Source organism: Noviherbaspirillum sp. L7-7A, from assembly GCF_019052805.1.
Lineage (GTDB): Bacteria > Pseudomonadota > Gammaproteobacteria > Burkholderiales > Burkholderiaceae_D > Noviherbaspirillum_A.
Genome location: NZ_JAHQRJ010000001.1, coordinates 2,786,135 through 2,808,550, shown reverse-complemented (window position 1 = coordinate 2,808,550; position 22,416 = coordinate 2,786,135). Strand labels below are relative to the sequence as shown.

General features: G+C 61.8%; 28 protein-coding genes. 19 read left to right on the top strand and 9 right to left on the bottom strand.

Annotated elements, in window-relative coordinates; all coding sequences use genetic code 11:
• Positions 1-56 precede the first annotated feature (56 nt).
• From KTQ42_RS12845 to KTQ42_RS12815, 7 genes are read left to right on the top strand one after another with little or no spacing between them, the layout of a single operon-like run.
• Positions 57-530 carry a DUF2244 domain-containing protein gene (locus tag KTQ42_RS12845; protein ID WP_217345847.1) on the top strand — a complete coding sequence of 158 codons (474 nt, stop codon included), beginning with the start codon at positions 57-59 and terminating at the stop codon, positions 528-530.
• An 18-nt stretch (positions 531-548) separates the two neighbouring features.
• On the top strand, positions 549-1,709 hold the full coding sequence (coxB, locus tag KTQ42_RS12840; RefSeq protein WP_217345846.1) for a cytochrome c oxidase subunit II: 1,161 nt from the start codon (positions 549-551) through the stop codon (positions 1,707-1,709).
• Positions 1,710-1,729: 20 nt separating this feature from the next.
• A complete protein-coding gene (gene ctaD, locus KTQ42_RS12835) occupies positions 1,730-3,325 on the top strand; it encodes a cytochrome c oxidase subunit I (RefSeq protein ID WP_194711415.1) in 1,596 nt (531 codons plus the stop codon).
• A 36-nt stretch (positions 3,326-3,361) separates the two neighbouring features.
• Complete coding sequence (locus KTQ42_RS12830; RefSeq protein WP_217345845.1) at positions 3,362-3,472, top strand: cytochrome oxidase small assembly protein; 111 nt, start codon at positions 3,362-3,364, stop codon at positions 3,470-3,472.
• Positions 3,469-4,032, top strand: coding sequence for a cytochrome c oxidase assembly protein (locus KTQ42_RS12825; RefSeq protein ID WP_217345844.1), 564 nt, complete (start codon positions 3,469-3,471; stop codon positions 4,030-4,032). Before KTQ42_RS12830 ends, KTQ42_RS12825 begins: the two co-directional genes overlap by 4 nt.
• 15 nt (positions 4,033-4,047) lie before the next feature.
• Complete coding sequence (locus KTQ42_RS12820; RefSeq protein ID WP_217345843.1) at positions 4,048-4,260, top strand: DUF2970 domain-containing protein; 213 nt, start codon at positions 4,048-4,050, stop codon at positions 4,258-4,260.
• 50 nt (positions 4,261-4,310) lie between these two features.
• Positions 4,311-5,177, top strand: coding sequence for a cytochrome c oxidase subunit 3 (locus tag KTQ42_RS12815; protein WP_217345842.1), 867 nt, complete (start codon positions 4,311-4,313; stop codon positions 5,175-5,177).
• A 95-nt stretch (positions 5,178-5,272) separates the two neighbouring features.
• Here the strand turns inward: KTQ42_RS12815 and KTQ42_RS12810 are convergent, their stop codons facing one another.
• A complete protein-coding gene (locus KTQ42_RS12810; RefSeq protein ID WP_217345841.1) occupies positions 5,273-5,479 on the bottom strand; it encodes a twin transmembrane helix small protein in 207 nt (68 codons plus the stop codon).
• Between the two features lie 69 nt (positions 5,480-5,548).
• On the opposite strand from KTQ42_RS12810, the gene KTQ42_RS12805 reads away from it, so the two are divergent.
• The 5 genes from KTQ42_RS12805 (at position 5,549) to KTQ42_RS12785 (ending at position 9,515) form a co-directional block, all read left to right on the top strand.
• Entirely contained in the window at positions 5,549-6,271 is a 723-nt protein-coding gene (locus KTQ42_RS12805; protein ID WP_217345840.1) for an SURF1 family protein, read from the top strand.
• Positions 6,258-6,848, top strand: coding sequence for a cytochrome C oxidase subunit I (locus KTQ42_RS12800; RefSeq protein WP_217345839.1), 591 nt, complete (start codon positions 6,258-6,260; stop codon positions 6,846-6,848). Before KTQ42_RS12805 ends, KTQ42_RS12800 begins: the two co-directional genes overlap by 14 nt.
• Positions 6,849-6,852: 4 nt before the next feature.
• Complete coding sequence (locus KTQ42_RS12795) at positions 6,853-7,962, top strand: COX15/CtaA family protein (RefSeq protein ID WP_217345838.1); 1,110 nt, start codon at positions 6,853-6,855, stop codon at positions 7,960-7,962.
• A gap of 46 nt (positions 7,963-8,008) precedes the next feature.
• Positions 8,009-8,893: a heme o synthase gene (gene cyoE / locus KTQ42_RS12790; protein WP_217345837.1), complete on the top strand. Its 885-nt coding sequence runs from the start codon at positions 8,009-8,011 to the stop codon at positions 8,891-8,893.
• Between the two features lie 82 nt (positions 8,894-8,975).
• On the top strand, positions 8,976-9,515 hold the full coding sequence (locus KTQ42_RS12785; protein ID WP_249222932.1) for an SCO family protein: 540 nt from the start codon (positions 8,976-8,978) through the stop codon (positions 9,513-9,515).
• Between the two features lie 71 nt (positions 9,516-9,586).
• Here the strand turns inward: KTQ42_RS12785 and rpoH are convergent, their stop codons facing one another.
• The 4 genes from rpoH to ftsY all read right to left on the bottom strand — a co-directional run bounded on the left by rpoH (position 9,587) and on the right by ftsY (position 13,580).
• Positions 9,587-10,486 carry an RNA polymerase sigma factor RpoH gene (rpoH, locus tag KTQ42_RS12780; RefSeq protein ID WP_194711425.1) on the bottom strand — a complete coding sequence of 300 codons (900 nt, stop codon included), beginning with the start codon at positions 10,484-10,486 and terminating at the stop codon, positions 9,587-9,589.
• A gap of 360 nt (positions 10,487-10,846) precedes the next feature.
• Entirely contained in the window at positions 10,847-11,773 is a 927-nt protein-coding gene (locus tag KTQ42_RS12775; RefSeq protein WP_217345835.1) for an ABC transporter permease, read from the bottom strand.
• On the bottom strand, positions 11,770-12,456 hold the full coding sequence (locus KTQ42_RS12770) for an ATP-binding cassette domain-containing protein (protein ID WP_217346949.1): 687 nt from the start codon (positions 12,454-12,456) through the stop codon (positions 11,770-11,772). Before KTQ42_RS12770 ends, KTQ42_RS12775 begins: the two co-directional genes overlap by 4 nt.
• A 29-nt stretch (positions 12,457-12,485) precedes the next feature.
• Positions 12,486-13,580, bottom strand: coding sequence for a signal recognition particle-docking protein FtsY (gene ftsY, locus KTQ42_RS12765; protein ID WP_217346948.1), 1,095 nt, complete (start codon positions 13,578-13,580; stop codon positions 12,486-12,488).
• 140 nt (positions 13,581-13,720) lie between these two features.
• Between ftsY and KTQ42_RS12760 the strand changes: the two genes are divergently transcribed.
• Genes KTQ42_RS12760 through KTQ42_RS12740 form a run of 5 tightly spaced genes read left to right on the top strand, consistent with a single transcriptional unit; the run spans position 13,721 to position 17,894 of the window.
• Positions 13,721-15,088 carry a pitrilysin family protein gene (locus tag KTQ42_RS12760; protein ID WP_217345834.1) on the top strand — a complete coding sequence of 456 codons (1,368 nt, stop codon included), beginning with the start codon at positions 13,721-13,723 and terminating at the stop codon, positions 15,086-15,088.
• A gap of 12 nt (positions 15,089-15,100) precedes the next feature.
• Positions 15,101-16,450: a pitrilysin family protein gene (locus tag KTQ42_RS12755; protein ID WP_249222744.1), complete on the top strand. Its 1,350-nt coding sequence runs from the start codon at positions 15,101-15,103 to the stop codon at positions 16,448-16,450.
• Complete coding sequence (rsmD, locus tag KTQ42_RS12750) at positions 16,447-17,085, top strand: 16S rRNA (guanine(966)-N(2))-methyltransferase RsmD (protein ID WP_217345833.1); 639 nt, start codon at positions 16,447-16,449, stop codon at positions 17,083-17,085. Before KTQ42_RS12755 ends, rsmD begins: the two co-directional genes overlap by 4 nt.
• A 35-nt stretch (positions 17,086-17,120) precedes the next feature.
• On the top strand, positions 17,121-17,609 hold the full coding sequence (gene coaD / locus KTQ42_RS12745; RefSeq protein WP_217345832.1) for a pantetheine-phosphate adenylyltransferase: 489 nt from the start codon (positions 17,121-17,123) through the stop codon (positions 17,607-17,609).
• Positions 17,610-17,633: 24 nt separating this feature from the next.
• Positions 17,634-17,894, top strand: coding sequence for a YfhL family 4Fe-4S dicluster ferredoxin (locus tag KTQ42_RS12740; RefSeq protein WP_217345831.1), 261 nt, complete (start codon positions 17,634-17,636; stop codon positions 17,892-17,894).
• A 66-nt stretch (positions 17,895-17,960) separates the two neighbouring features.
• Here the strand turns inward: KTQ42_RS12740 and KTQ42_RS12735 are convergent, their stop codons facing one another.
• Positions 17,961-18,812 (bottom strand): MOSC N-terminal beta barrel domain-containing protein, encoded by an 852-nt coding sequence (locus tag KTQ42_RS12735; protein ID WP_217345830.1) that lies wholly within the window; start codon positions 18,810-18,812, stop codon positions 17,961-17,963.
• A gap of 135 nt (positions 18,813-18,947) precedes the next feature.
• On the bottom strand, positions 18,948-19,160 hold the full coding sequence (locus KTQ42_RS12730) for a hypothetical protein (protein ID WP_217345829.1): 213 nt from the start codon (positions 19,158-19,160) through the stop codon (positions 18,948-18,950).
• A 140-nt stretch (positions 19,161-19,300) separates the two neighbouring features.
• On the opposite strand from KTQ42_RS12730, the gene KTQ42_RS12725 reads away from it, so the two are divergent.
• On the top strand, positions 19,301-19,999 hold the full coding sequence (locus KTQ42_RS12725) for an oxidoreductase (RefSeq protein ID WP_217345828.1): 699 nt from the start codon (positions 19,301-19,303) through the stop codon (positions 19,997-19,999).
• 37 nt (positions 20,000-20,036) lie between these two features.
• On the opposite strand, the gene KTQ42_RS12720 is transcribed toward KTQ42_RS12725, so the two are convergent.
• Together KTQ42_RS12720 and KTQ42_RS12715 are read right to left on the bottom strand one after the other, a co-directional pair.
• A complete protein-coding gene (locus KTQ42_RS12720; protein ID WP_249222743.1) occupies positions 20,037-20,900 on the bottom strand; it encodes a Crp/Fnr family transcriptional regulator in 864 nt (287 codons plus the stop codon).
• A 227-nt stretch (positions 20,901-21,127) separates the two neighbouring features.
• Positions 21,128-21,763: a response regulator transcription factor gene (locus KTQ42_RS12715; protein WP_217345827.1), complete on the bottom strand. Its 636-nt coding sequence runs from the start codon at positions 21,761-21,763 to the stop codon at positions 21,128-21,130.
• 434 nt (positions 21,764-22,197) lie between these two features.
• Between KTQ42_RS12715 and KTQ42_RS12710 the strand changes: the two genes are divergently transcribed.
• Positions 22,198-22,410 (top strand): hypothetical protein, encoded by a 213-nt coding sequence (locus tag KTQ42_RS12710; RefSeq protein WP_217345826.1) that lies wholly within the window; start codon positions 22,198-22,200, stop codon positions 22,408-22,410.
• The last annotated feature ends 6 nt before the right edge of the window (positions 22,411-22,416 follow it).

Here is a 22,416-nt window from a genome sequence, read left to right as displayed (position 1 = left end):
CTTCGCTGGTTTTGCATAGTGCGGGTTGGGTGCGACGAAAGAGCGGGTAGCCAGCAATGAGCAGCCGGGAATGGGTCCTGAAACGCAATTGTTCGATCACGCCGCGACAATTGATGATGGTCTACGCAGCCCTGTGCCTGGTTTCGCTGACGGTCGCCGGGATATTTACACTGCACGGCGCCTGGTACATCCTCGGTTTTGCGGTTCTCGAACTGGCGGCGGTAGGTCTGGCTTTCCTGCATTACGGTCGCCATGCAACGGATCGCGAACGTATCGCATTGAGTGAAGACACCCTCCTGATAGAACTGATCCAGGCCGAGCAAGCCAGCCAGCACCGGTTGAGCCTGCGGACGGTCAGAGTCAGTCCGCCGGACAGGCACCGTGGCCTGATCGCCGTGGAAATGCCTGGAACCAGGGTGGAAATCGGACGCTATCTGACCAGTTTGCATCGGCGCGAATTTGCGCGGGAGCTGGCGCTTGCGATACGGGAGACGAGGCTGGCGGGCCTGGCAGTACAGAATTCTAATTAAAGGGCATTTGAGGAAATCATGAAACAAGCGAAGCGCCTTCAATCATTGATGCTCGGTGCATTGTTCATGGCGGCTGGTATGCCGGCATGGGCCGTGAACGACAGCCAGGGCGGACCGGCGGTACGGCAGATGTCGTTCCAGCCAGCCAACACCCAGATCGCTGCGGAAATCCACACGCTGCACAACTGGATGCTGGGAATCTGCCTGGCAATCTTCATTGCCGTGTTTGGCGTGATGCTGTATTCCATCATGAAGCATCGCAAGTCGCTCGGCCACAAGTCGGCCAGTTTCCATGAGAGCACGGCAGTCGAGATCGGCTGGACGGTGGTGCCTTTCGTCATCATCATCCTGATGGCCCTGCCGGCAACCCGCACCGTGGTCGCCATGAAGGACACCTCCAACGCCGACGTAACCATCAAGGCCACCGGCATGCAGTGGAAATGGGGCTATGACTACCTGAAAGGCGAAGGCGAGGGCATTTCCTTCCTGTCCAACCTGGCCACCCCGCGCGAAGACACCGTCAAGCCCGCCTCCATCACCAATGACAACTACCTGATCGAAGTCGACAATCCCGTTGTCGTGCCGGTCAACAAGAAGGTGCGCATTGTCACGACCGCCAACGACGTGATCCATGCCTGGGGCATTCCGTCGTTCGGCGTCAAGCAGGACGCGATCCCCGGCTTCGTGCGCGACACCTGGTTCCGCGCCGAGAAGGTCGGCGTCTACCGCGGCCAGTGCTACGAGCTGTGCGGCAAGGACCATGCCTTCATGCCCATCGTGGTCAATGTCGTGAGCGATGCCGACTACACCAAGTGGGTCGAGACCAAGAAAAAGGAAATGGCCGCGCTGGCCGACGATCCGAGCAAGACCTGGACCGTGGATGAGATGAAAACCCGTGGCGAAAAGATCTATGCAGCCAACTGCGTTGCCTGCCACCAGGCCAACGGCAAGGGCGTGCCGGGCGCCTTCCCGGCACTGGACGGTTCTGCGGTCGTGAACGGCCCCAAGGGTCCGCAGATCGACATCCTGCTCAACGGCAAGAACGCAATGCCGGCATGGAAGTCTGTGCTGTCGGATACGGACATCGCCGCCGTGATCACCTATACCCGTAACAGCTGGTCCAACAAGCCGTCTGAAAACATCGTACAACCGGCCGAAGTCGTGGCTGCGCGCAAGTAATCGAAATCTAGGAGTCTGAGATGAGCACAACCGTTGTTGATCACGTACACGATCACTCACACGACCACGCGCACGATCATCCGCATGGCTGGCGCCGCTGGTTGTTCGCAACCAACCACAAGGATATCGGCACGCTGTACCTGTGGTTCTCGTTCATCATGCTGCTGTCCGGCGGCGTGCTGGCGCTGGGCATCCGCACCGAGCTGTTCCAGCCCGGCCTGCAATTCTTCGAGCCGCAGTTCTTCAACCAGCTGACCACGATGCACGGCCTGATCATGGTGTTCGGCGCGATCATGCCGGCCTTCGTGGGCTTCGCGAACTGGATGGTGCCGCTGCAGATCGGCGCATCCGACATGGCCTTCGCCCGGATGAACAATTTCTCGTTCTGGCTGCTGCCGCCGGCCGCAATCCTGCTGGCAACGTCCTTTCTGATGCCGGGCGGCGCCACCGCCGCCGGCTGGACGCTGTATGCGCCGCTGTCGACCCAGATGGGCGTCGGCATGGACATGGGCATCTTCGCGATGCACATCATGGGCGCATCGTCCATCATGGGCTCGATCAACATCATCGTCACCATCCTGAACATGCGCGCTCCCGGCATGACCCTGATGAAGATGCCGATGTTCTGCTGGACCTGGCTGATCACCGCCTACCTGCTGATTGCTGTGATGCCGGTTCTGGCAGGCGCCATCACCATGACCCTGACCGACCGTCACTTCGGCACCTCCTTCTTCAACGCCGCTGGCGGCGGTGACCCGGTGATGTACCAGCACATCTTCTGGTTCTTCGGTCACCCCGAGGTGTACATCATGATTCTGCCGGCCTTCGGCATCATCTCGCACATCATCCCGGCATTTGCCCGCAAGACCCTGTTCGGCTACGCATCGATGGTGTACGCAACCGCATCGATCGCGATCCTTTCCTTCATCGTCTGGGCGCACCACATGTTCACCACCGGCATGCCGGTGACGGCGCAGCTGTTCTTCATGTACGCCACGATGCTGATCGCGGTCCCGACCGGCGTGAAGATATTCAACTGGGTTGCCACCATGTGGCGCGGTTCGATGACCTTCGAGACCCCGATGCTGTTCGCCATCGGCTTCATCTTCGTGTTCACCATGGGCGGCTTCACCGGCCTGATCCTGGCTGTCACCCCGATCGACATCATGGTGCATGACACCTACTACGTGGTTGCCCACTTCCACTACGTGCTGGTGGCCGGCTCGCTGTTCGCGCTATTTGCCGGTTTCTACTACTGGGGTCCGAAGTGGACTGGCTACATGTACAACGAAACCCGCGGCAAGATCCATTTCTGGGTGTCGCTGGTAACGTTCAACGTCACCTTCTTCCCGATGCACTTCCTGGGACTGGCCGGCATGCCGCGTCGTTATGCCGACTACCCGGCCCAGTTCACCGACTTCAACATGATCGCGTCGATCGGCGCCTTCGGTTTTGGCCTGGCCCAGGTGTATTTCCTGCTGTTCGTTGTGCTGCCGTCCATCCGTGGCGGCGAAAAGGCGCCGGCCAAGCCATGGGACGGCGCGGAAGGCCTGGAGTGGACCGTGCCCAGCCCGGCGCCGTTCCACACCTTCGAAACACCACCGCTGGTCAAGTAAGGAACAGGGCGGGCGCAAGCCCGCCTTTCTCAGCTCATGTCCAATCCCAACAAGCAGAACAACATCAGGACGGCACTGATCCTCGCCCTGATCGCGCTGGGATTCTTTATCGCCGTGTTCGTCAAGCGCGCCTGGTTCGTCTCATGACTCAGCCCACCAACGACAGCTACACCAAAAAGCTCAATGCCAGCACGCTGAGCAAGCTGGTGGTGATGGCCGTCATGATGTTCGGCTTCGGATATGCGCTGATTCCGGTGTACAAGCAGATCTGCGAGCTCACCGGCGTGAACCTGCTCACGCCCAAGGATGTCACCGTCGAGCGGCCGACCAACACCCAGGTCGACAAGACCCGCACCATCACCATCGAATTCGATGCCAACGCGCAGGGACCGTGGCGCTTCCGGCCCACCGTGTCGAGCATGCAGGTGCATCCGGGTGAAATGGCGCAGGTCGTGTATGAAGTCGTCAACACCCAGTCGCGCAGCATCGATGCGCAGGCGATTCCCAGTTATGCGCCGCAGCAGGCCAGCGCGCATTTCAAGAAGGTTGAATGCTTCTGCTTCCAGCAGCAGACGCTGAAGGCGAATGAGGCAAAGCAGATGCCGGTGCTGTTCTACATCGATCCGGCACTGCCCAGGGATGTAAAAACGATTACCTTGTCCTACACTTTCTTCGAGATCGGCGGCAGCGCCAAGACAGCCGGCTGACGAGACAGTGACGACATGAATGAAGAACAACAAGTAACGCGGCGCAAGGCATCGTTTGCAGCCACGATGAAAGCCGTTTTCTGGTCTTTCTTCGGCGTGCGGAAGAAGCGGGACTATGAAGAGGACGCGGCGCAGCTCAATCCGGTGCATGTGATCATTGCCGGACTGATCGGAGCGGCACTGTTCATTGCCATCCTGATCATCATCGTCAGGATGGTCGTGGCGTAAGCGTTGAATAACGATCTAAGCAGAATTGAATTTGCATATTGGAGGGGGATATGAGTACTCATCAACACGGCGGTAGCGCACCATATTATTTTGTGCCAGGACCATCCCGATGGCCCATGCTGGCAGGCATATCGCTTCTCGTCACCATGATAGGCGCGTCCGGCTGGGTCAACGGCGCAAGCTGGGCGCCCTATGTGAACATCGCCGGCATCCTGGGCTTCCTGGCCGTGCTGTATGGCTGGTTCGGCGACGCGATCGCCGAGTCCGAAGGCGGGCTCTACAGCAAGCGCATCGACGTTTCCTATCGCTGGAGCATGAGCTGGTTCATCTTCTCCGAAGTCATGTTCTTCGGCGCCTTCTTCGGCGCGCTGTTCTATGCCCGCAGCATCACCATGCCCTGGCTGGCCGACCTCGACCACAAGGTGCTGTGGCCTGATTTCTCCGCGCAGTGGGGCAATGCCGGGCCTGGCGGCACGGTCGAGAGCTTCCGCACCATGGGCCCGTTCCCGATTCCGACCATCAATACCGCGCTGCTGCTGACTTCCGGCGTCACCCTGACGATTTCCCACCATGCGCTGCGCGCAGGCCATCGCGGCAAGACCGCTTTCTGGCTGGCTGCCACAATCCTGCTCGGCGCCGTCTTCATGGGCTTCCAGGTCTATGAATACATGCACGCCTACAGCGAACTGAACCTGAAGCTGACCTCGGGCATCTATGGCTCGACCTTCTTCATGCTGACCGGCTTCCACGGTTTCCATGTGACCATGGGCGCCATCATGCTGGCAGTCGTGCTGTACCGTGTGATGAAGGGCCACTTCACGCCTGAACACCACTTCGCGTTCGAAGGCGCTGCCTGGTACTGGCACTTCGTCGACGTGGTATGGCTGGGGCTGTATGTGGTGGTGTACTGGCTCTGAAGACCGTCCTGCCAAAAAAAGCCGCACCTCGGTGCGGCTTTTTTACTGAGGGCTGCGGTCATGGCAAATTGCAGGCCGCGCGCTCCACGAAGGCTTTAACGCAGGCCGATGCCGGTAGGCTGGATATAGCCCAGGTAGTGGGCTACCAGCAGCAGGATAAACAGCGTGATTGAAAAACCGACCCGGAAGGCCAGTGCGCGCACTGTACGATTGGTCGAGCCCTTGTCCCGCATCAGAAAGAAGAGAGCGGAGCCCAGGCTGCCAATGATGAGGATGAAGCCGATGGCAACGATGATTTTCATGATGGAGCTGGCAGTGCGGCACATGGAACCCATGCGCCTGGTGGGGAAAGTCAAACAGGACTCATTGTAATGCCATTCAGTTTTCGCTTCCGGCTGCTGCCTTTCATCGCGATGCTGGTCGTCGTCGCCATCGGTATCTCTCTGGGACAGTGGCAGGTCCGCCGCGCCCATGAAAAGGAATCGATCGAGCGCAGGATCAGCGAACGCGAATCTGCGCCGGCCCTGCAACTGGGTGACAGGGCATTGCAGCAGGCCGATGTGGATGCGCTGGAGTTCAGCCAGGTCGCGATCAAGGGCGAGTTCCAGCCAGGCTGGACCATCTACCTCGATAATCGTCCTCACGAAGGCAAGGCCGGCTTTTATGTGATGACGCCATTGAAAATTGCCGGGTCCGGCCGCCATATCATGGTTGCGCGCGGCTGGGTGGAGCGCAATCTGGCCGACCGCAGCCGTCTTCCCGACATTGCCACGCCGGCCGGCGTAGTGGAACTGACCGGCGTCGTGCGCCAGCATGCCGGGCGGCTGCTGCAACTGGGCCAGGCGGCTGCCATCCGGCCTGGCGCCATCGTGCAGAACCTTGATGTTGCCGACATGGCCAGGGCCAGCGGCCTGGAATTTGCGCCATTCATCGTCGAGCAGACCAGCGGCACCGGCGATGGCCTGGTCCGGGCCTGGCCCAAGCCGTCGCAGGGCGTGGACAAGCACTGGGGCTATGCCTTCCAGTGGTTTGCCCTGGCCGGTACCGCCTTCATTTTTTTTGTCGTTACAGGATTCAAACGTGGAAGCCAATAAATCGAAAGCCGCCGGTCGCTGGAAGCTGTTTCTGGTGGTGCTGATCTGCGCCTCGCCCATGATCGCGTCTTACCTCACCTATTTCGTGATCAAGCCGCAGAGCCGCACCAATTATGGCGAGCTGATCGATCCGCGCAGCCATCCGATGCCCAGCCTGGGTTCGACTTCCCTCGACGGCAAGCCGACGGAACTTGAAGCCTACAAGGGCAAATGGATCATGTTGCAGGCCGATAGCAGTGACTGCGCGGAAAAATGCCGCACCAAGCTGTTCCAGCAGCGCCAGCTGCGCCTTACCACCGGCAAGGAAATGGAGCGCATCGAGCGCGTGTGGCTGGTAACGGACGACAAGCCGGTCGACACTACGCTGCTGCGCGAATACGACGGCACGCGGGTATTGCGCGTCGACCCGGCAAAGCTCAGGCAATGGCTGCCGGTGGAAGAGGGCGCCGGCATTGCCGACCATGTCTACATGATCGATCCCCTGGGGAACCTGATGATGCGCTTTCCGAAAAATCCCGATCCGAACAAGATGAAGAAGGATATTTCCAAACTGCTGCGCGCTTCCAGCATAGGGTAGCCACATGCTGATCCAACTCGCCATCCTTGGCCTCCTGGCCGCCATGCTGCCGCTGGCGGTGGTCTGGGCCTCCAAAGACGCCAACAAGTTCCGCAAGCTGGCCTGGGTCACGCTGTTCCTGACCTTCGACCTGATCATGTTCGGCGCCTTCACCCGCCTGACCGATTCCGGCCTGGGCTGCCCGGACTGGCCCGGTTGCTATGGCCATGCCAATCCGGTGCAGGCCCATTCCAGCATCAGCGCCGCCGAAGCCGCGATGCCGCATGGCCCGGTCACGGTAGTCAAGGCCTGGATCGAGATGATTCACCGCTACCTGGCCATGGGCGTGGGCGTTCTGATCGTGGCGATGATGGTGGTGGCCTGGCTGCGCTGGCTGAAATCGCGGCGCACGGACGCAACATATGCGCCGCTGCTGCCGACACTGCTGTTCGGCTTCGTCTGCCTGCAGGGCGCCTTCGGCGCCTGGACCGTCACGATGAAACTGCAACCCAGCATCGTGACCATGCACCTGCTGCTGGGCATGACCCTGCTGGGCCTGTTGACCTGGCTGGCGGCGCGGCAAAGCATGCATGCGCCGGTTGCAACAACTCCTGGCTTGCGCTCCGCGGCGGCCATTGGCCTGGCAGTGCTGGCGCTGCAGATCGGCCTTGGCGGCTGGGTCAGCACCAACTACGCGGCGCTGGCCTGCACCGATTTTCCGCTGTGTCACGGCGCGCTGCTGCCGCGCATGGACTTCGAGCATGGTTTCACGCTGTGGCGCGAACTCGGCATGACCGCCGGCGGCGATTACCTGCCGTTCGATGCGCTCACCGCGATTCACTGGACCCACCGCAGCTTTGCCTTCGTCGTCGTGGCCTATCTCGGCTGGCTGGGCCACAAGGCCATGCGCATCGACGGCCTGCAACGCGCCGGACGCTGGCTGCTGCTTGGCGTGGTGGCGCAATTCTGCATCGGCATTGCCACGGTCTTTCTGAAATGGCCGCTGGCAATCGCGGTGTTGCACAATGGCGGCGCGGCCACGCTCGTCGTTTTGACGGTCATGTTAAACTACAAGGCTGCTCTTTCCGCCGGAGTCAGGTCTGCCAGCACTGTCAGCAGCGCCTATCCTGCCTGATTGTCAACAAGCCGCCCGATTCCCATTCCACGGACCAATTCCAAGGATGACTACGCTGACCGCAACTCCCAACCGCGTCGCCCAGTACTGGGCGCTGACCAAGCCGCGCGTGACGCAACTTGCCGTGTTCTGCGCCGTGATCGGCATGTTCCTCGCCACGCCGGGCCTGCCCGACTGGCGCGTGGTCGTTGCGGCGACGGTGGGCATCTGGCTGCTGGCCGGCGCCGCATTTGCGGTGAACTGCCTGGTCGAACGTGAAATCGATTCCCGCATGGCCCGCACTGCCCGCAGGCCGATGGCCCGCGGCGAAATCACGGTGCCGCAAACCCTGCTGTTTTCGGGCATCATCGGCGGCGCCGGCATGTGGGTGCTCTACACCCTGGTCAATCCTCTGACCATGTGGCTGACCTTCGCCACCTTCGTCGGCTATGCGGTGATCTACACCATCATCCTGAAACCGGCCACGCCGCAGAACATCGTGATTGGCGGCCTGTCGGGCGCAATGCCGCCGGCGCTCGGCTGGGCTGCCATTGCCAACGATGTGCCGATGCAGGCCTGGATCCTGGTGCTGATCATCTTCATCTGGACGCCGCCGCATTTCTGGGCGCTGGCCCTTTACCGGCGCGACGACTATGCGAAATCCGGCTTGCCGATGCTGCCCGTGACCCACGGCATGAAGCTCACGCAGTTCCATATCTGGCTCTATACCATCGCGCTGGTCGCCACCACCATGCTGCCTTATGCGGTGCGCATGAGCGGGCTGCTCTACCTCGCCAGCGCGGCCATACTGGGCGCGATCTTCCTGTGGCATGCGTGGCGCATCTACCGCCACTACAGCGACCTGGTTGCCCGCAAGACCTTTGCCTATTCCATCATCTATCTGTCGCTGCTGTTTGCCGCGCTGCTGGCTGACCACTACCTGCCGTTCTGAGATGCGACCGATACTTCCTGCACTGCTTCTGCTGTCGGCGCTGGCCGGCTGTTCCGACAAGCCCGGCAGCGAAGGCGGGCAGATGAGCCTGACGCCAGCCAGCAAGACCTTCATGAACAGCGACGTAACCGGCCTCGGCTATGCCCGCGACTTCGCCCTCAATGACCAGAACGGCAAGCCGCGCACCCTGGCCGACTTCAAGGGCAAGGCGGTGGTGGTGTTCTTCGGCTATACCCATTGCCCGGATGTGTGCCCCACCACGCTTTCCGAAATGGCGGCGGCGATGAAGGAACTGGGGCCGGATGCCGCTCGTGTCCAGGTGATCTTCGTCACCCTCGATCCGGAGCGGGACAAGCCCGAACTGCTCAAGTCGTATGTGCCCTCCTTCGATCCGCGCTTCATTGCCCTCTCGGGCGACCAGGAAGCCACTGCCAGGGTAGCCAAGGAATTCAAGGTGTTCTACCAGAAAGTACCCGGGAAGTCGGCCGACAGCTACACCATGGACCATACCGCGGCCAGCTATGTCTTCGATCCGCAAGGGAGGGTCAGGCTGTTCGTCAGGCATGGGCAGGGGCCCGAGCCCATCGTGCATGACTTGAAGGCGCTGCTCGCGGGCAAGTAAGCCGACAAGAAAAAACGCCATGGCCTTGCGGCACATGGCGTTTTTTCATTGCGGTCTGGCTTGACGTGACGTCAGACGTAGCTGGCGAGGCTGCCTTTCATCTTCTTCAGCGCCACCGCTTCAATCTGCCTGATGCGCTCGGCCGACACGCCGAACTCATCCGCCAGCTCATGCAGGGTTGCGCCCGAGCCATCGTCATTGGCCAGCCAGCGCGCCTCGACGATGCGACGCGAACGCGGGTCCAGCTTTTCCAGCGCGCTGGCCAGGCCCTCGGACTGCAGCCGATCGAATGCCTGCGCTTCCAGCACCTTGCTGGGCTCGGAATTGTCGGAAGACAGGTAGGCGATCGGCGAGAACTTGTCGTCCTCGTCGTCCGTCGGCGCTTCCAGCGCGATGTCACGGCCGGACAGCCTGGTTTCCATCTCGATCACTTCCTCGCGCTTCACATTCAGCGTCTTGGCCAGCGCATCCACCTGCGCCGGCGTCATCGAGTCCAGGCCTTCCTTGTGGCTGCGCAGATTGAAGAACAGCTTGCGCTGCGCCTTGGTGGTGGCCACCTTGACCAGCCGCCAGTTCTTCAGGATGTACTCATGCATCTCCGCCTTGATCCAGTGCATCGCATACGACACCAGGCGAACGCCCTGGTCCGGATCGAAACGCTTGACTGCCTTCATCAGGCCGATATTGCCTTCCTGGATCAGGTCGGCATGCGGCAGGCCGTAGCCCAGGTAGCCGCGCGCAATCGATACCACCAGCCGCAGATGCGACAGCACCAGGCCCTGGGCGGCAGCGAGGTCATTGCTGTCGCGCCAGCGACGGGCCAGCGACACTTCCTCTTCCTGCGTCAACATCGGCAGGCGGTTGACCGCGGAAATATACGCGTCGATATTGCCCAGATTGCCAGAGAAACCCAGGGCCAGTGCATTTTGGCCTGCAGCTACTATCGCATCCGACGAGGTCGATGCTTTCATGCTTTCTCCTTGCTAACTAGACGTAAATTTATCTTGACTAAACGAAATCTTTTGCAGGTTCTATATTAGCACTCCCTCAACCGGAGTGCTAATCGGCTATCCCAACCGACAAGATAGGGAAAACACTATCGGGAACCTGAATAAGATACACAGACTTTTTTTTAGAACCCAGACCAAGCCGAAAGTTTGCCGGCCCGGCTTCTGTCTAGGGGGATATGACGAATCGATCAACGCACAAGGTTGATCGGGTAGCAAATGTTTTACACGGGATACGCGGAATAGACTTTGGTGGGCTGAAAAATGCTAATGAAGGATTGCGTTACTATGACCCGTTCGCTCGGCAATTGTTCCCGCCAACGTTCAGTTCGCCCGCCCGAGATGACGTCGGACGGACAGCATTGCACCGCACAGGCCCAAAAATGCGCTCACCAGCAGCAAGGCTGTAGTCAGCAGCCAGCCCAGCGGCAGCAATTGAAATTCGGACGCATAAAGCCGGGCAAATTCCGCAATGGCGGCATTCAACGGACGCATGCCCAAGGCAACCACGCCCAGCGCCAGTGCGCCGGCGGCCAGGCCAAGTAGGGCGCCGCTGTAATAGAAGGGCCGGCAGATGAAGCCGTCGGTGGCGCCTACCAGCCGCGAGACCTCGATTTCCTCGCGTTGCGTCATGACCTGCAGCCGTATCGTATTGAATACCACCGCCACCACGACCACGCCCAGCGTCGCGGCCAGGAACAGCAGCGCCATCCTCAGCACATTGAGCAATGCCGACAGCCGCTGTACCCAGGCGGAATCGACCTGCACATATTCAACGCCAGGCAATGCCTTGAGCTGCACCGCGATCTCATCCACGCGGCGGGCATCCTGCGCATTCTCGAAGCCGGCCAGCTTGAGCACATAGCCATCCGGCAGCGGATTGTTGCCCAGGGTAGTGACTGCGTCGGCAATGGCGCTGCGTTCCTTCAGCGCGCTCAATGCATTTTCCCGCGGGATGAATTCGATGGTGCCGCCGGTCTGGCTGGCCTGCAGCACCCGCTGGATTTCGGGCGCCAGGGCCGAGGCCCGCTGGCGCGGCGTGTCCATTGACAGGAAGACACTGATTTCCGGTTCGACCGCCAGCTGGGCCGAGACCGGCCGCATGTTTTCCAGCACCGTCAGGCCGGCGAAGGGCAGGGCCAGCGCAATCGCCACCACCAGCACATTGAAGGCAAAGCTGCCGAAGCCGCGTCCGGGACGGGGAATCGCGCCCTTCAAGGCAAACACATGCTGTCGCAACCACACCTTCATGCCACATCCTCTTCCACCGGGTTACGGCGCCAGGCTTCGGTGACCCGGCCCTGGCTCAGATAGATCACGCGGTCGGCGCGATCGAGAAAATAGTCGTCGTGGGTCGATATCACGCAAGTCACGCCGGCGCCATGGAATGCTTTCAGGGTCGACAGCACCAGGTTGGCGCTGTCGCGGTCGAGGTTGGCGGTGGGCTCGTCGGCGATGATGACCTGCGGCCGGTGCACGATGGCGCGCGCGATCGCCACCCGCTGCTGCTCCCCGCCCGACAGGCTTTGCGGCATGCTGGCCGCCTTGGACGGCAGCCCGACCTTGCCCAGCGCTGCGCGGGCGCGCTTTTCCGCATCCTCGCCGGCGATGCCGGCAACCACCAGCGGCAGCATCACATTGGCCAGCACATTGCGATCCATCAGCAGGCGCTGCTCCTGCAGGATCAGGCCGAGCTTGCGGCGCAGATAGGGCAGGCCGCGCTGCCTGATGCTGCTGACTTCCTGGCCATTGACGAGCACCCGGCCAGCGCTGGGACGCTCGATGGCGGCGATCATTTTCAGGAGAGTCGACTTGCCGGCGCCGGACGGGCCGGCCAGAAACACCAGTTCACCGCTGGCAATGGACAGCGACACCTCCGACAGGGCGGCCGATCCGCCCGGATACAGCTTGGAGACATCGTGGAATTCGATCATGGCCATGTGTTTGCTTCCCCGGATGCGCGTCAGCTCAGCAGCGCGTCGACAAAGTCTTCGGCATTAAACGGCTGCAAGTCCTCGATCTTCTCGCCCACGCCGATGAAATACACCGGCACCGGCCGCACCTTGGCGATCGCCGCGAGCACGCCGCCCTTGGCGGTGCCGTCGAGCTTGGTGATGACCAGCCCAGTCAGGCCGAGCGCGTCGTCGAACGCCTGCACCTGGGCCAGCGCGTTCTGGCCGGTGTTGCCATCGATGACCAGCAGCACTTCATGCGGGGCCGAAGCCATGCCCTTGCCGATCACGCGCTTGATCTTCTTCAGCTCATCCATCAGGTGCAGCTGGGTTGGCAGGCGGCCCGCGGTGTCGACCATCACTATGTCGGTCTTTCTGGCCTGGGCCGAATGCACCGCGTCGAAGGCGACTGCGGCCGGGTCGCCCGATTGCTGGGAGATGACGGTGACATTGTTGCGCTCGCCCCAGACCGTAAGCTGTTCGCGCGCAGCCGCGCGGAAGGTGTCGCCGGCGGCCAGCAGCACCGACTGGCCATGCGCCTGCATGTGCTTGGCCAGCTTGCCGATGGTGGTGGTCTTGCCGGCGCCGTTGACGCCGGCGATCATCAGCACCAGCGGCTGCTCGCGGCCCAGCACCAGCGGCTTTTGCAGCGGCGTCAGCAGTTCCACCATCAATGCCCGCAGCGCGGTCTTGACCTGGGAGGCGTCGGTCAGCTTCTGTTCCTTGACCCGGCGCTTCAAGCCATTGAGCAGGAACTGGGTCGCTTCCACGCCGGTATCGGCCATCAGCAGCGCCGCTTCCAGCTCTTCATAAAGCTCGTCGTCGATGCGGGCGCCGACGAACAGGGTGGTCAGGTTGGTCGAGGTCTTGGACAGGCCGGCTTTCAGGCGCTTCATCCACGACTGCCGCGTTTCGGCAGGCGTTTCCACCGGCACCACAATGGCCTGAGGCGCAGTCGCTGCGGGCTCGGGCATGGCCTGCGGGGCCGCGGCCGGCGCAGCTGCCGCAACGGGGGCTGCGGGCGCCGGGGCGGGGGCGGCCGCTGGCGGCGCAGTCTCGGTATCGGTGGGCGTGTCTTTGGGTTTGCGCTTGAAGAAACTGAACATCGGATCGGGAGTCGTTGCGGTCAATGGCGCCAGGCAACCGGGATGGCTGCAAGCGGATACAATCAATGCCTTGTTTTTCGGAACGCCAGAGCCGCATGCGGCGTGGAAAATCGGGTCCCCTATTCTAGCAGAGCGAGACTATGAAATTTCGTATCAAGGCAATCGCCGCGGCCTGCATGCTGGCCATCTGCTCGCTGGCCGCGGCAGAGCCGGCGCAGGAATTCATGCTGGGCAATGGCATGAAGATCATCGTCAAGGAGGATCATCGCGCCCCGACCGCGGCCCACATGATCTGGTACCGCATCGGCTCCATGGACGAACTGAACGGCACCACCGGCGTGGCCCATGCGCTGGAGCACATGATGTTCAAGGGCACCAAGAGCTTGAAGCCCGGCGAGTTCAGCGCGCGGGTGGCCGCGCTGGGCGGACGCGAGAATGCATTCACCAGCAAGGATTACACCGGCTATTACCAGCAGATCGAGAAGTCGCGGCTGGAAGCGGTGATGGCGCTGGAAGCGGATCGCATGGCCAACCTGGCGTTCGACAAGGAAGAGTTCTCGCGTGAGATCCGGGTAGTGATGGAAGAGCGGCGCCTGCGCACCGAGGACCAGCCTCAGGGCAAGCTCAACGAAGCCCTGAATGCCGCCGCCTTCATTGCCCACCCCTATCACAATCCCATCGTCGGCTGGATGGACGACCTGCGCAACATGAGCGTGGACGACGCCCGCGCCTGGCATGATCGCTGGTATGCGCCCAATAACGCGACCATGGTCGTTACCGGCGACGTCGATGCGCAGCAGGTGAAGGCGCTGGCGGAAAAGCATTTCGGCAAGATCTCCCCCAAGCGCATCCCGGTCACCAAGCCGCAGGAAGAGCCGGTGCAGGAAGGCATCCGGCGGGTCACGGTCAAGGCCCCCGCGGAAAATCCCTATGTGGCGCTGGCATTCAAGGTTCCGACCCTGCGCGATGTGGAAAAGGATGACGACGTCCATGCGCTCGACGTGCTGTCGGCGGTGCTGGACGGCTTCGACAATGCCCGGCTGCCGGCGCGCCTGGTGCGTACCGAGCGGGTCGCCAACTCGGTCGGCGCCAGCTATTCGGCCAATGCGCGCGGCCCGGTGCTGTTCGTGCTCGATGGCGTTCCCGCCGCTGGCACCAGTACCGAGCAGCTGGAAAAGCTGTTGCGCGCCGAGGTGCAGCGCATTGCCCGGGAAGGCGTCACCGAAGATGAACTGCGGCGGGTGAAGAACCAGCTGATCGCCAGCCAGATCTACAAGCGCGACTCCATTTTCGGCCAGGCGATGGAGATCGGCGTGATGGAAATGACCGGCATTTCCCACCGGCAGATCGACCGCATCATCGAAAAGCTGGGCCAGGTCACGGCGCAACAGGTGCAGGCGGTGGCGGCCAGGTATTTCAACGACGACCAGCTGACCGTGGCCACCCTGGTGCCATTGCCCCTGGCTGACAAGAAGCCCGCAGCGCCGCCCGCCGGCCTGCGCCACTGAGGACATGACTTCATGCCAAACAAGATCCCTTTCATGCACAGGTTTTTCCTCGCGTTGCTGCTGACCCTGGCCGTCGGCGCCGCCCATGCCGCCCTGAAGATCGAGCACTGGACGCTGGCCAATGGCGCTCGCGTCTACTTCGTCGAAAGCCATGCAATTCCGGTGGTGGACATGAGCGTGGAATTCGACGCCGGCTCACGCCGCGACCCCCAGGCCAAGACCGGCGTGTCGGGCCTGGCCAATGCGATGCTGGCGCGCGGCCTGCGCGAGGCCAAGCTCGATGACGGCACGGTCGAGCCGGCGCTGAGCGAGGCGCAGATATCGGAAGCCTTTGCCAACATCGCCGCGCAGCGTGGCGGTGGCGGCGGCAGCGACCGTGCCGGCGCCTCGCTGCGCACCCTGTCCTCCAGGGCAGAGCGCGACGAGGCGGTGCAGCTGCTCGGGCGCCTGCTGGCCCAGCCCAGCTATCCGGCCGACCTGCTGGAGCGCGACAAGGCGCGCGTGGCGGCGTCGATACGCGAAGGCCTGACCCGGCCGGAAGTGATCGCCCAGCGCACCTTTTCCCGGACCGCCTACGGCGAGCATCCCTACGGCCGCGAGGAAACGGTGGAATCGATCGAATCGATCAACCGTGAAGACCTGGTGGCATTCCATGCCGCCCACTACGTGGCCAACCATGCGGTGGTGGCGCTGATGGGCGATGTGTCGCGTGCGCAGGCCGATGCGATCGCGCAGCAGCTGACGCGCCGCCTGCCCCAGGGCAGCGCCTTGCCGCCCCTGCCGGCGACGCCGCCGGCCCAGGCCAGGGAAGAATGGATTGCGCATCCGGCCTCGCAGTCGCATGTGCTGATCGGCGCGCCTTCGCTGCAGCGTGGCGACCCGGATTTCTTTGCGCTGACCGTGGGCAATTACATTCTGGGCGGCGGCGGCTTCGTTTCCCGCCTGACGCGCGAAGTGCGCGAGAAACGCGGCCTGGCCTACAGCGTCTACAGCTACTTCAGCCCGCTGGCCCAGCCCGGCCCGTTCCAGATCGGCCTGCAGACCCAGAAGGCGGAAACAGCCACCGCGCTCAAGGTGGCGCGCGACACGCTGGGCGACTACCTGCGCAGCGGACCCACGGCAGCCGAACTGAAGGCGGCCAAGGACAACCTGGTCGGCGGCTTCGCGCTGCGCATCGACAGCAACCGCAAGATCCTGGACAACCTGGCCGTCATCGGCTTCTACGGATTGCCGCTGGATTATCTCGACACCTGGACCGCCAATGTGGAAAAGGTCACCATTGCCGACATCCGCGCCGCCTTCGCCCGCAAGATCGCGGACGATCGCCTGGTCACCGTGGTGGTCGGCATGCAGAAGCCATGAAGCAGCATCGCACCGGCGCATCGCGCCCTGCGCCTGCCGCGCCGCGCCACGCGCCGCGGCAGGTGCGCATCATCGGCGGCAAGTGGAAACGCACGCCGTTGCCGGTGCTGGATGCCGAAGGCCTGCGTCCCACGCCCGACCGCGTGCGCGAAACCCTGTTCAACTGGCTCGACCACCTGCTCGACCGCGACTGGCCCGCCCTGCAATGCCTGGACCTGTTTGCCGGCAGCGGCGGGCTTGGCCTGGAAGCGGCCAGCCGCGGTGCAGCGCGGGTGCTGATGGTGGAGTCGCAGCCGGCGGCGGTGCGCCAGTTGCAGGCCATTTGCGACAAGCTCAAGGCCGCGGGCGTGGAAGTGCGGCGCGGCGATGCGCTGGCCACCGCTGCCGCGCTGGCGCGCTCCGATGCCCGGTTCGGCCTGATTTTCCTGGACCCCCCCTACCATCAGGATTGGCTGCAGCGTATGCTGCCGCTATGCGAACGTCTGCTCACGCCAGGCGGGCTGGTGTATGTCGAAGCCGAGATGGCGCTCGACGCCGAGCCGCTTCCCGAATGGCTGCAGGGCTGGCAGTTACTGCGGGCGGATCGCGCAGGCATGGTCTATTACCATCTTTTCACTCTTCAACCTGCTGCTTAATCAGGCATAATGCGCGTTCAATTTAGGGAGCCATCATGGTCACAGCCATTTATCCGGGAACGTTCGATCCGCTGACACGTGGACATGAAGATCTGGTGCGCCGCGCGTCGGGTCTGTTTGACAAGCTGGTGGTCGGGGTTGCCGACAGCAAGGCCAAGCGGCCGTTCTTTTCGCTGGAAGAGCGCCTGACCATTGCCAACGAGGTGCTGGGCCACTACCCGAATGTAAAGGTGGAAAGCTTCTCCGGCCTGCTCAAGGACTTCGTGCGCACCCATGATGCCCGCGTGATTGTCCGCGGCCTGCGCGCGGTATCGGACTTCGAATATGAATTCCAGATGGCGGGCATGAACCGTTACCTGCTGCCGGATGTGGAAACCCTGTTCCTGACGCCGTCCGACCAGTACCAGTTCATCTCGGGCACCATCGTGCGCGAGATCGCGGTGCTGGGCGGCGACGTGTCCAAGTTCGTTTTCCCATCCGTGGAAAAATGGTTGAAGCAGAAAATTGCCGAACAGGCTGCCTGAGTCAGGCATGAGGAGTCGCCAGTCATGGCCTTGCTGATTACCGACGAATGCATCAACTGCGACGTATGCGAGCCGGAATGCCCGAATGAGGCGATCTATCTCGGCGAGGAAATCTACGAGATCGATCCCCATAAATGCACCGAGTGCGTCGGGCATTTCAGCGAGCCGCAGTGCCAGCAGGTCTGCCCGGTCAGCTGCATTCCATTCAATCCCGCCTGGCGCGAGAGCCGCGAGGAATTGCAGGCCAAGTACGAACGGCTGCAGGCGGAAAAGGCCGGGAAGTAACAACGCATTGCTGCAGACGCAGGTACTTGCGCCTGCAGCAAGGAACCAGACAGCCTGCGCCTTTTCTCAGAACGCCAGTTCCAGATCCACTTCCTGTCCCACGCGCAGCACTTCCCCTTCGCCGCGGGTGACGATGCAGTTCATCCCGAATGCAATGCCATCGATGCCGCCGACCCCCGTCCGGTAGGTGCGCAGGATGTCGAGCGGGTCCGGGCCGGGCTCGCCGGTCTGCTGGTTGATCGACGGGATCGGGCAGCGCGGGCAGGGCTTGACCGGGCGGATCTCGCTGTTCCCCATCACGAGCCGGGCCGCATGGTCTTCCTCATGGGCCGGCGCATCGGCGATCACGATGTTGGGACGGAACCTGTCCATGGGCAGTGCTGCGCGGCCTTGCGCGACCAGCCGCTCGTTGAGTTCGTCCAGCGATGCCTTGCCGATCAGCAGCAGCGGATAACCGTCGGAAAACAGGGTGCCGATCTCCATGCCCCCGGTGCGCTGCGGATTGACCGTGTGACGGGCGTCCGGATGAAAGCGCACCAGGTGGCATGGCACGCCCAGCAGTCGGGAGAACCAGGTGCGGGTCAGGTCGTCGCAGTCATAGGCTTTCAGGATGTGCTGCCACAGCCTTACCTGGCGCGTCGGCGCCAGTTCCGGGTCGGGCAGGTCCAGCGGAATTTCCAGCCGCAGCATGCCGGGCGCGCGCAACTCCATGGTGTCGCTGCGAAGGCGCGGCTCGATCAGGGCCATCTTCGGATACTCGCGTTGAGTGAGGAAATGGCCGGCATCGTCCACCAGCATCCATTCCCTGTCGTAAATATGTTCATGCATCAGGCCGGCGCCGGTCAGCGTGGCGCTGGACAGGCTGATGCCTGCGCAGGACTTGATCGGATAGAAAACCAGTTGGCTGAGTCGAGGCATGCTTGCGATTCCCGGGAGGCGCAAAGGCCGGATTCTATCACCGGCGCATGCCGTCTCCGATTCCTGCATGCATGGGTTGAAAGGGCAGGTGGCTAATCCCGGCCCGCAGGAGGCAAGTCCGCGCTTGCCTGACGATCAGTTGAAGGAGAGGTCATCAAGTGCGCGTTCCAGCACTACCCGCGCTTCCAGGCACCGCGCGCTCGCCACCGCATAGCGTATGGCCTGATGCATTTCCTCTTCCGGCGTCATCCCCTGCGTGTCGGTCATGCCGACATCGATGCGCAGGATGCATTTGCGGTAGGCGTCCGCGCTCAGCTCGGCGATGGGCATAGGCTGTTTCGGGGTCATACTCGATTCTCCGTGGCGTGTGCTACGGCCCATCTATAGCAGGGCCGCCAGCGCCGCTCTGTCTGCTAACCCACTTAAGCATGCTTTCCTTTGCGTCGGCTCTCATCGCCCATCTGCAAAGGTCTGTATGGTTGCAGCCCATGAATGACGCAGCCATCAGCGGATCAGGGGCGGCCGAGGGCAGGACCGTGTTGCTGATCGGTGCCACCGGTCTGGTTGGCAGTGCATGCCTGCGCCTGCTGATGGCGGACCCGACCGTGGGCCGGGTGAGGACACTGACCCGGCGGCCGCTTGCGCACCTGCCGGCAGCCTGGACTCGGGACGGCAAGCTGGCGCAGCAGGTGGCGGACTTCGGGGAACTGGAAGCGCATCCGGAATGGCTGGCCTGCACCCAGGTCATCTGCGCGCTCGGCACGACGATGCGCCAGGCCGGGTCCGGTGCCGCGTTCCGAAAGGTCGATCATGACTATGTGCTGAACGTGGCTAGCATTGCCCTGGCGCAGGGCGCAAGCCATTTCCTGGTAGTCAGTTCAATGGGCGCGGACGCCCAGTCAGCCAATTTCTATTACCGCGTCAAGGGCGAGGTGGAAGACGACCTGAAGGCGCTGGGCTATGCCTCATTGACCATTGCCAGGCCCTCGCTGCTGCTTGGCGAGCGTGCCGAATGGCGCTGGGGTGAAGAAGTGGGGAAGCGGCTGGGCGTGCTGCTGCCGCCGCGGTGGCGCCCCATTGAAGCTGAACAGGTCGCGGCGGCGCTGGTGCAGGCATCCCGTCTGCCGGATATTGGCGTACGGCTGCTGGAAAATGCGCAGATCAGAAAAATGGCGCTGAGCCCCTGAGGGGGCTTCAGCGCCAGATGCGGTTGCCGCAGCGTCGTTACTTCTGCTTGGCGTGGCTGCACTTGAGCCGGTCGTATTCCTTCTTCACGCCGGCATAGCATTCGCATGCCCGGCTTTCCAGGCCCACGCGGTCCATCACCGTGATGTGTCCGCGGCGATACTGGATCATGCCTTCGTCCTGCAGCTTGCCCGCGGCTTCGGTCACGCTCTCGCGGCGCACGCCCAGCATGGTGGCGATCAGTCCTTGGGACACCGCCATTTCATTGGACGGCAGGCGGTCCAGCGTCAGCAGCAGCCAGCGGCACAGCTGCTGCATCACGTTGTGGTGGCGGTTGCAGACGGCGGTATGCGACATCTGCGCTATCAGCGCATTGGTATAGCGCAGCAGCGACTGCTGCAATGCGCCGCCACGGCGGAATTCTTCCATGAACACGCTGGCCTTCAGACGGAAGCCATAGCCGGCGCTCTTGACCACTGCCCGGTTCGGGCTGGCGCCGCCGCCCATGAAAAGCGTCACGCCGACGATGCCTTCATTGCCGATCACGGCAATCTCGGCCGATGCGCCATCGCGGGTTTCATACAGCAGCGACACGACGCTGCTGGTCAGGAAGTACACATGGTTCATCTGGGTTTCGGCTTCGCATACCGTCATGTCGAACGGCATTGAGATGAATTCCAGATGCGGCAGCAGTCGTTCGAAGTCCTCTTCCGGAAGCGCATTCAACAACTGGTTCTGTTTCGGGTTGTGGCCATACAGTGCGCTGATGCGCACTGGCGCAACGGCGGGATGGCGTGGCTGCGCAGGCTTGCCTTCGGCCTTCTTTCTGGCGACCGGCGCCAAGGCCGGCTTCGCAACTGCCTGTTCTGCAGCAGTGCCGAAAGCATTCATTACGTTTGCCATGATTGATTCCCCCGTGATCTTGTTCGACGTTTCCATGGAGGCATCATTGCATAGCGTCAGCGAACGCAGCATCGGTGTAAATCCCATTTGTCTGTGGGATTACACTGACATCTCTGTAAGGCTGGAAGGGGTAGTCGTAGGACTCTACAGCAGGGGTAAATTGAGGCTGGGCGGATGCAGCCATGCGGGCGAGCGCATGATGGATGGCAGGCGCTCGCCGGAGAAACTTAATCGATCAGGTTCTGCTTGATTGCGTAGTAGATGATGTCTGCATTGTTGGTCATGTTCATCTTTTCCAGCACACGCGAACGGTAGGTGCTGACGGTCTTCACGCTCAGGCATAGCTCATCGGCGATCTTGGTCACGCCTTCGCCCTGGCCCAGCTTGTAAAAGATCTGGTATTCACGCGCCGACAGCATTTCATGCAAGGGCTTTTCGGTGTCCGCGCTGGCCGGGTCCGCCGTCAGCAGCTCCGCTACCGCCGGGCTGATGTACTTGTGGCCGCGAACGATGGTGTTGATCGCGTTGACCAGTTCCGTTGCCAGTGCTTCCTTCTGCACATAACCCGAAGCGCCGCTGCGCAGGATCTGGACGGCATAGCGGCTTTCCGGATGCATGCTCAGCATCAGCACAGGCAACTCGGGCTTTTCGCGCTTGATCTGCTTCAGCACTTCCACGCCGCTCTTGTCCGGCATTGCGATGTCGAGCAGGACGATATCGAAGTCCTGGGACCGGATCAAGCGTATGGCTTCCTGCGCTGTTCCCGCTTCAGCGGCGATCTCCATGCCGGGAATCTCTGAAATGAAATAGTGGACCCCGGCGCGCACAACTGCATGGTCGTCAACTACAAGGATTTTTATCATAGGTATTGCGACTTTAAATCAGGTTTGCATCGAAGTGTTTGTGATCACTGCGCCTTAAGCGCGCAATGAGAAGCCATCAGTTTCTGGCAAAGATTGTAGCGTTTTCGTCCCGTCCCGAACTATCTTTTTGCATGCTATTCGATGCAACCGTACAGCATCGCTGCCATAGTTCAACGAAGCTCAATGCTTTAAACCTAAAGTAGACATTGTTACTTGTGGTTACAACAAACGACACGGCTTTATGTATTCGACTGGAGTTCGATGGAAAAATTCCATCGCTCAGCGGTTAAGGACACCGGAATTTCCGTTTTTCCTACAAAGTGTCGGGGAGGTGTCCTATATATGCGCTGTTATCCCGATGCTACGATTCTTTCCAAGGGCCAATGGTATTCGCAAATGCGAAAAACCGATGTGGTCCTCTCTGGGAGTGCATCATGGAACTGGTTCTTTTCTCTGCAATCGGTATTGTCCTGTCGTGGCTGGTCGCTATCGCCATCTTTTCAAGCAAGCCTCAAGCTAGCCTTGCAAGAGGCATTCTCGCCAGCGCCGGCGTGGTGGCAGGCGCATGGGCCACGACCGCTACCGCCAGCATTGCCGAACTCGGCGAAGCTTCACTGCTGGCCTCGCTGCTGCGGGTTCTGGGCTGACTCTTC